At 50.3% G+C, this 8,729-nt stretch carries 5 protein-coding genes and 1 pseudogene; 2 read left to right on the top strand and 4 right to left on the bottom strand.

Annotated features, from left to right (window positions below; translation table 11 throughout):
• Window positions 1-104, top strand: a pseudogene (locus tag IKE44_RS01835) (IS982 family transposase); the annotation flags it as partial.
• Between the two features lie 54 nt (window positions 105-158).
• On the opposite strand, the gene pflA reads toward IKE44_RS01835, so the two are convergent.
• The 4 genes from pflA to IKE44_RS01815 all read right to left on the bottom strand — a co-directional run bounded on the left by pflA (window position 159) and on the right by IKE44_RS01815 (window position 6,564).
• Entirely contained in the window at window positions 159-908 is a 750-nt protein-coding gene (gene pflA, locus IKE44_RS01830) for a pyruvate formate-lyase-activating protein (protein WP_033016988.1), read from the bottom strand.
• Between the two features lie 58 nt (window positions 909-966).
• Window positions 967-3,216 (bottom strand): formate C-acetyltransferase, encoded by a 2,250-nt coding sequence (pflB, locus tag IKE44_RS01825; RefSeq protein ID WP_287464839.1) that lies wholly within the window; start codon window positions 3,214-3,216, stop codon window positions 967-969.
• A gap of 288 nt (window positions 3,217-3,504) precedes the next feature.
• On the bottom strand, window positions 3,505-5,661 hold the full coding sequence (locus IKE44_RS01820; RefSeq protein WP_049624865.1) for a DNA topoisomerase III: 2,157 nt from the start codon (window positions 5,659-5,661) through the stop codon (window positions 3,505-3,507).
• A 12-nt stretch (window positions 5,662-5,673) separates the two neighbouring features.
• Window positions 5,674-6,564 carry an aldo/keto reductase gene (locus IKE44_RS01815; RefSeq protein ID WP_287464838.1) on the bottom strand — a complete coding sequence of 297 codons (891 nt, stop codon included), beginning with the start codon at window positions 6,562-6,564 and terminating at the stop codon, window positions 5,674-5,676.
• A gap of 89 nt (window positions 6,565-6,653) precedes the next feature.
• Between IKE44_RS01815 and pepF the strand changes: the two genes are divergently transcribed.
• Window positions 6,654-8,510, top strand: coding sequence for an oligoendopeptidase F (gene pepF / locus IKE44_RS01810; protein ID WP_287464837.1), 1,857 nt, complete (start codon window positions 6,654-6,656; stop codon window positions 8,508-8,510).
• Window positions 8,511-8,729 lie beyond the last annotated feature (219 nt).

Raw genomic sequence — 8,729 nt, 5'->3', positions numbered from 1 at the left:
GCATCACGGGGATCCGAGCCAATTCGATTATCGGATTTGAAGTGGCACTAGACGGTATATTGTTAGCTTATTCCCTGGTTACACTTGGGCTAGTTGAGCGATAAAGCTCAACTAGCACCACGGGTATATATATGTGAAATCAGAAAAAAACTCTTACATTACGTAAGAGGCGTGCTATTTTCCGTTCCATTTAAGATTTGTTGGGCCATTTGTACGCTTTCTTCCGAAGGAGGTTCAATTCCTTCCAAAGGATACTTCAATCCAAGCGCTTTCCATTTGTATACCCCTAGTTTATGGTACGGGAGAATTTCAATTTTTTCCACATTATTTAACGTACGAATAAAAGCGGCGAGACGGCGCAAGTCATTAGGGTCATCGGTAATGGTTGGAACGAGAACATGCCGGATCCAAACAGGAACGTTTTTTTCGGATAAAAACCGAGCAAATTGTAAAATGTGTTTATTTGTTTTTCCTGTCAGTTTCCGATGTTTTTTTTCATCGATATGTTTTAAATCAAGCAAAATTAAATCCGTATAGGAAAGCAATTCGTTTAATTTTTGCTGGAACGATGCTTCTGTCGTGTAGCATCCCCCTGACGAATCGATTGCTGTATGAATGCCGAGTTTTTTGCATGCTTTAAATAGCTCAATTAAAAAGTCGATTTGTAGCAAAGGTTCTCCGCCGCTGACGGTAATCCCGCCGCCGGAAGCGTTGATAAACGGCAAGTACGTTTTCACGTCATCGATAATTTCTTCTACGGTCATTTCTTTTCCTTTTCCGATTTCCCATGTATCGGCGTTATGGCAATATTGGCAGCGCAATACACATCCTTGTGTAAAGATGACATAACGAAGGCCCGGGCCATCGACGGTACCGCATGATTCGATGGAGTGAATAAATCCTTTCATACGCATGTTCTCCTTCCTAAGAGAAATATACCCCCTCACAAGAAGGAGGGGGGAGAGATTACATTGTTTCATGGAACGTGCGGTTAATGACGTCAATTTGTTGTTCACGAGTTAGTTTAATGAAGTTGACGGCATATCCAGAGACGCGAATCGTTAATTGCGGATATTTTTCTGGATGTTCCATCGCGTCTAATAATGTTTCGCGATTCAACACGTTAATGTTGAGATGATGCCCGCCTTTTTCCATGTAACCGTCTAAAATAGCGACAAGATTGTGAATACGTGTTTCCTCGTCTTTTCCTAACGCTTTCGGAACGATCGAGAACGTGTTTGAAATACCGTCTAGGGCGTGTTCATACGGCAATTTTGCCACAGAGCTTAACGAAGCGAGCGCACCTTTCATGTCGCGGCCGTGTAGCGGGTTCGCTCCTGGAGCAAACGGTTCGCCAGCGCGGCGGCCATCTGGTGTATTGCTTGTCTTTTTACCGTATACGACGTTTGATGTAATCGTTAAAATCGATAACGTATGTTTTGAATCGCGATACGTTTTATGTTTTTTCAATTTCGTCATAAAGCGTTCGACTAAATCAACCGCAATTTGGTCGACGCGATCATCGTTATTTCCGTATTTCGGGAAGTCGCCTTCAATTTCAAAATCAACAGCAATGCCGTTTTCATCGCGAATCGGTTTTACTTTTGCATATTTGATCGCGCTTAACGAATCGGCGACAACCGATAGCCCGGCAATACCAGTTGCCATTGTGCGCAAAACGTGGGTATCATGAAGCGCCATTTCAATGCGTTCGTAACAATATTTGTCGTGCATGTAATGGATGACATTGAGTGTATTAATATAAAGTTCGGCAAGCCATTCAAGCACTTGATCGAATTTACGCATTACTTCGCCATAATCTAAATATTCGGATGTAATTGGCGCAAATTCAGGACCAACTTGAATTTTTAATTTTTCATCGACGCCGCCGTTAATCGCATATAACAATGCTTTTGCGAGGTTGGCGCGCGCTCCGAAAAATTGCATTTGTTTACCGATTCGCATCGCCGATACGCAGCAGGCAATTCCGTAATCATCGCCAAATTCAACGCGCATTAAGTCGTCGTTTTCATATTGAATCGAGCTTGTTTTAATCGACATTTTCGCGCAATATTCTTTGAACGCTTCCGGTAATTGTTTCGACCAAAGTACGGTTAAGTTTGGTTCTGGCGCAGGTCCTAAGTTATCTAACGTATGAAGGAAACGGAACGAGTTTTTCGTTACTAACGGACGACCGTCGATAGCGACTCCGCCAATTGATTCTGTTACCCATGTCGGGTCGCCGCTAAATAGTTCGTTATATTCCGGCGTTCTTGCGAATTTGACAAGGCGCAATTTCATCACAAAATGGTCGACAAGCTCTTGCGCTTCTTTTTCTGTTAGTGTACCTTCTTGTAGGTCGCGTTCGATATAAATATCTAAGAAGGTGGAAACGCGCCCTAAGCTCATCGCTGCGCCGTTTTGTTCTTTAATGGCGGCGAGATAAGCGAAATAGAGCCATTGGAATGCTTCATGCGCGTTTCGCGCTGGTTTGGAAATGTCGTAACCGTAGCTTAATGCCATTTGTTTCAATTCGTTTAACGCGCGAATTTGTTCAGCAATTTCCTCGCGAAGGCGGATAATGTCTTCCGTCATCGTTCTTGCGCCGGTGTTTTTCAAATCCTTTTGTTTTTCTTCAATCAGACGATCGACACCGTATAATGCTACACGGCGATAGTCGCCAATAATGCGGCCGCGTCCGTACGCGTCTGGAAGACCGGTGATGATTCCTGCTTTGCGCGCTAATCTCATTTCTTCGGTGTAAACGTCAAATACACCTTGGTTATGCGTTTTTCGGTATTCCGTAAAGATTTTTTTCACTTCGTCGCTTATTTTGTAGCCGTATGCTTCACATGATTGCTGCGCCATGCGGATGCCGCCGAACGGCATTAATGCGCGCTTAAACGGTTTATCCGTTTGAAAGCCAACGATTTTTTCCAAGTCTTTGTTTAAATAACCTGGTCTGTGGGAAGTGATGGTGGAAACAATGGATGTGTCCATATCAAGAACGCCGCCTTTTTCGCGTTCTTGCTTCGACAATTCCATCACTTGTTCCCAAAGTTTTTTCGTTGCTTCGGTCGGTCCTTCTAAAAACGATTCATCCCCATAGTAAACGGTTACGTTTTTTAAAATAAAGTCACGGACGTCAATGGACTTTTTCCATTTAGACCCTTTAAAATTTCGCCACGGGTCTAATACAGCAACAGCTTGTTTCATAACAGATCCCCTCCCAATTGTTCAGAACAATCATATATAACAGATCTCATCTCTATGATACTATATTTTTGGATGCTTAGAATCATCTATTATTGAATAGTTTGTGAAATGTTGAACAATTTTAATTTAAAGACAGTGAAAAAAGAAGAAATGACAACCAATGAACATGAAGAAGGATGTAAAAATAAAAAATCTCCATCCCTTGTTATAAATCGGGAGGTCAGATCGGCGGTCCGCCATCGGTCCGCCTTTTTGCCAAGCGCTCCATCCTTTCCTCCCCCGCCCTTGTCACCGCTTCGGAAACTGAAACGATAATTTCTTCTCGTTTTCATCCCAGACAAGGATGGCGTCAAACGTTTTTTCGCCTTTTTTAAACCCTTTGATGACATTCGTTTTCCCTTGCGCCAGCAGTTTTTTCACATTGGCCGCCGAAATCGATTTGCCGAGAATGCGTTTGGAGATCGTAAACGGGCATTTTGTTTTCGCGTACTGGTCGCAGCCGTACAACGTTCCTTTGTCGACGACGGTCCCGCCGCAAAGCGGGCACGGTCCAAGCTTCTCGCCCATCGTTTTTTTCTTCCTTGTCCGTTGGATCGAGGCGGTGTCAACCCCTCTGAAATTCCAATTCGGCGCAGTGGCGATGGCGTCAGCGACCACTTTTTGCGCCAACTTTTTCACCTGTTCCATAAAGGCAGCGGGAGAGGCGCTCCCTTCGCCGATTTCGCTTAAGCGCTGCTCCCATTTCGCCGTCATTTCCGGCGAGGCGAGAATCGTGCCGCCGAGCGCCTCGATCAATACTTTCGCCTTGTCGGTCGCATATACGAGGTTGTTTTTCACTTCAATATACTTCCGCTCTTTCAGCATGGTAATGATCGCCGCCCTTGTTGCTTCCGTGCCGAGCCCTTCCGTTTTGGCGAGCACTTTTTCCAGTTCCTCATCGTCCAAAAATTTTCCCGCCGTTTTCATCAAGGTGATGAGTTCGCCTTCTGTATACCGTTTCGGCGGCTCGGTCTTCCCTTCTTTCACCTTGACAGCGGCCGCTTCCCCCGCCTCCCCTCGCTCAAGGAGAGGCAGCGCAGCATCTTTCTCCTCCTCATGCGGACGGATGACGGCGCGCCATCCTTCCTCGACGACTTGTCTTCCTTTCGAAACAAAGCGGGCCCGGCCGTCAACGAGCGTTGTGACGGTCGTATAATCGATGACCGCCGCCTGATGGTGGGCGGCAATTAGGCGGCGGACGACCAAATCGTACACCTTCCGTTCGTCGGCTGACAGCTTCTCGGGATCCACCACTTGCTCGGTCGGGATAATGGCGTAATGGTCCGTCACCTTTTTCTCGTTTACATAACGTTTATTCTGTAAAATCGACGGCTGCGGCAGCGGAAAATACGAAGCGTACGCCGGAAACGAGGACAGCTTTTGCAAAATGGCGGGAAACGTTTCCGCTTCCCCTTTCGTCACATGCATCGAATCGGAACGAGGATACGAAACGATCCCTTTTTGGTAGAGCGATTGCAGCACATCAAGCGTCTTTTTCGGCGAGAAGCGGTACAACTTGTTCGCTGTCGCTTGCAGCGTCGATAAGTTGAACAACAGCGGCGGCTGATACGTTTTCCGCTCTGTGTGGACGTCGGCGACTTCCGCCCGTTTTCCTTGGCAAAAGGCAGCGATCTTTTTCGCCATCTCCTCGTCCCCAAGACGCGTTTGGCCGTTTTTATCCGTCCATTTTCCTTCATAACGCTTGTCGCCAATGACAAACGAGGCGACGACTTCCCAAAACGGTTCAGGGCGGAACTGCTCAATTTCCCGCTCACGCCGGACGATCAGCGCCAATGTCGGCGTCTGCACGCGCCCGACGGAAAACACATCGTTCATCCCGCGCTCCTTCAGCAAGAGGCTGTACACGCGCGAGGCGTTCATGCCGACGAGCCAATCCGCGCAGGCGCGGGCGTACGCTTCCTCATAGAGCGGGCGCGTCGTCCGTTCATCAAGCAGGCGGCGGAACCCTTCCTCGATCGCCTTCGGAGTCAAGGACGACAGCCAAAGCCGCTTCATCGGCTTGTTCACGCCGCTTAGGCGGATGAGGTTGCGCACAATGAGCTCCCCTTCGCGCCCCGCGTCGCCGGCATGGATGATTTCCGTCACTTCCGGCTTTCGCAGCAATTCTTTCACAACCTTGAACTGTTTCGCCTTCGCTTTTTCGATCTCATACTCAAACCGTTCCGGGATGATCGGCAACGTGCCGAGCGTCCACCGCTTCCACTCCGGCCGATACCGCTCCGGCGGGGCGAGCTGGAACAAATGCCCGATCGCCCATGTCATATACGCCCCGTCGGGAAACAAGTCATTCGGCAAAATTTCGATATAGCCTTGCCGTTTTTTCGTCCGAAAAATCGAGGCGAGCGTCGCCCCTTGGTCCGGCTTTTCCGCGATAATGACCTTCATCGTCCTCTCCCCTTACGGCACATCATGCCCCATGGAGCTTTGTAAGATAGCGAACCATTGCTCGCGGGAAAGCGGAAGCGACAACGCCCGCACCGCCCGCTCGATGCTTTCTTGTTTCCCCGAGCCGACAATCGGCATCATCCGCGCTGGATGAACGAGAAGCCACGCGTACAACACTTCGTCGATCGTCTCAGCGCCCACCTCACCCCGCACTTGTTCAAGCGTCCCGCGCAACCGCACCGCCCGGTCATCGTCAGCGGAAAAAATCGCCCCGCCGGTGAGCGGCGACCATACCATTGGCGGAATGCGCTTCTCAAGGCAAAGGTCAACGGTGCCGTCTTCAAGATTTTCCAACCGATACGCCGATACTTCGATTTGGTTGGTCACGAGCGGAAACGGCAAATACGACTGAAGCATTTCCCACTGCAAACGTTTAAAGTTGGAAACGCCAAAATAGCGCACTTTTCCATCCTGCTTGAGTTGGAGAAACGCCTCGGCCACCTCTTCCGGGTTCATAAACGGATCCGGGCGGTGGATAAGCAATACATCAATATAATCGGTATGGAAGTGTCGAAGGGATTGCTCAACCGAAGCGATGATATGATTTTTGCTTGTATCGTATAATTTCATCCCGTACTTCGATGGCAGCTTGATGCCGCATTTCGTCACGATCTCGATCTGACCGCGCAAGCTTGGCTTTAACGCCAGTGCTTCGCCAAAGCGCGATTCACACGTATAGTCGCCGTAAATATCAGCATGGTCAAACGTCGTAATGCCGCGCTCAAGACAAAATTCAATGAGCCCGAGCAGCTGCTCGCGCGAATAGCCCCAGTCCGCAAGCCGCCAACAGCCGTGAATGAGGCGGGAAAACGTCAAATCGTCCGCCAACCGAATTCGTTCCATTGATTGTCTCCCTTTCTTTATTTTTGGCTAAAATCGTTCCGCTTGCGCATACTACCAACAAGAGGAAAAAACGGAAAGGACGTGATGATATGAAGCGCTGGCTTCTTGGGCTCGCCGCTGTGCTTCTTTTCGCCTCCCCATGGCCGGCATCAGCCGCCGAAACCGCATACGAATGGAACCTAGCCGACATTTATCCATCCGAAGCCGAGTGGATGCACGACTACAAGGCGGTGCAAAACGCCTTGCCGAAACTGGCGGCGTTTGAAGGAAAACTCGATGATGAAAAGACGATCGCCAAACTGTTCGCCCTCAACGAACAAACGGCCCGCAAGCTCGAAAAACTGGCGCTTTACACCCATTTAAAACGCGATCTGAACATTGAAGACGAGGCAGCGGCCCGGCTTGGGGCAAAAGTGGAAGCGCTCGCCGCCCAATATGCGGCGAAAACAGCGTTCATCGAGCCGGAACTGCTCGCCCTACCCGAGCGGACGCTCAAGAAGCTCCAAACGAGCAAAGAGCTGAAAGCGTACCGCTATTACTTCCATGAGTTACGCGAGCAAAAGCCGCATACGCTTACGAAACGCGAAGAGCGGCTGCTCGCGAAACTATCGCCGGTGCTCGGCGAGGCGGAGAACATTTATGACCACGCCGTCCGCGGCGATTACGAGCCGCCGTCTGTCACGATGCCGAATGGAAAAACAGTGACATTGACCGACGACCAATACGCCGCCATGCTCGAGCACCCGGACCGCCGCTATCGAAAGGCGGCGTTTGAAGCGAAAGCGAAAAGCTATGAGGCGCTCGAGCAGACCGCCGCGGCGACGTTGTACGCCTCGGTCAAAGCGGACGAATTGTATGCGAACGTGCGCCGCTATCCATCCGGCCTGGCCGCCGCGCTGGCCGCCGACGATGTCCCGAAGGAAGTGTTCGACAACTTAATCGCCGCCACCCGCCGCCATTTGCCGGCGCTGCACCGCTATATCGAATTGCGGCGGCGCGCGCTCGGGCTTGACCGCGTTCACAGCTATGATTTGTACGTGCCGCTTGTCGGCGAAACGGCGAAATCGATCCCAGTTGAAACAGCGAAAACGTTCATTGTCGAAGGGCTCAAGCCGCTCGGCGCCGACTATATCAAACAGGTGCACCGAGCGTTTCAAGAGCGATGGCTTGATGTCTTCCCGCGCCCGAAAAAATATACCGGCGGCTACAACACGGGAGCGTATGACACCCATCCGTTCATCTTGCTCAATTACAACGGTTCGCTTGATGGCGTATTGACGATGGCTCACGAGCTTGGGCACGCCATGCATTCCGTCTACACGAACCGCGCGCAGCCGTACCATTATTCCGGTCATTCGATTTTCACTGCCGAAGTCGCCTCGACCGCGAACGAATGGCTCATGCTCGATTATTTGTACAAACAGGCGAAAACAAAAGAAGAAAAACTCCGCCTGCTCGTCGAACAAATCGAGCAAATCCGCGGCACGTTGTACACGCAAGTGATGTATTCCGAATTTGAACGGATGATTCATGACAAAGTGCGCCAAGGCGGCAGTCTGACAGCGGACGAACTGAACCATCTTTGGCTTGGCCTGCTGAAAACGTATTACGGCCCGGCGTACGCCGCCGATCCCGGCGCCGCGCGCGGCTGGCTGCGCATCCCGCATTTTTATGACGCCTTTTATGTATACAAATATGCCACTTCGCTCGCGGCGTCGTACACCATTGTGAGCGGCATCCAAACCGATGCAAGCGGCAAGGCGGTGAAGCGGTACAAACAATTTTTGCGCTCCGGCGCATCCGATGATCCGATCCGTCTGCTCAAGCGAGCCGGAGTGGATATGACAAGCCCCGAACCGATCGAGCGGGTCTTAGGTCATTTCGCCGAACTCGTTGACGAACTCGATCGACAGCTGCCAAGCCAAAACCGTCAGCGGTCTATATAGATGCAATTTAAAGCTTTAACATTTTTTGTCTTTGCCGGTCATTGCATCCGACTGTCGAGTGACCGAACAACGCCGCTTAAAGACCCATATATGGGTCTGTGAAGCAGGTGGTTGTTCGGTCTTCCGTCACGCCTTGGCGTGACGGGGCAAGCCACACGCTTGCCTTCGACAGTCGAAAATGGACAAACCGCTTTTCCGTCAAGGATATGTTAAACTTCT

The sequence above is a fragment of the Geobacillus sp. genome (genome assembly GCF_017515625.1).
Classification (GTDB): domain Bacteria; phylum Bacillota; class Bacilli; order Bacillales; family Anoxybacillaceae; genus Geobacillus; species Geobacillus stearothermophilus.
The sequence above is the reverse complement of the archived record's forward strand: the minus strand, read 5'-3'. Positions and strand labels throughout refer to the sequence as shown.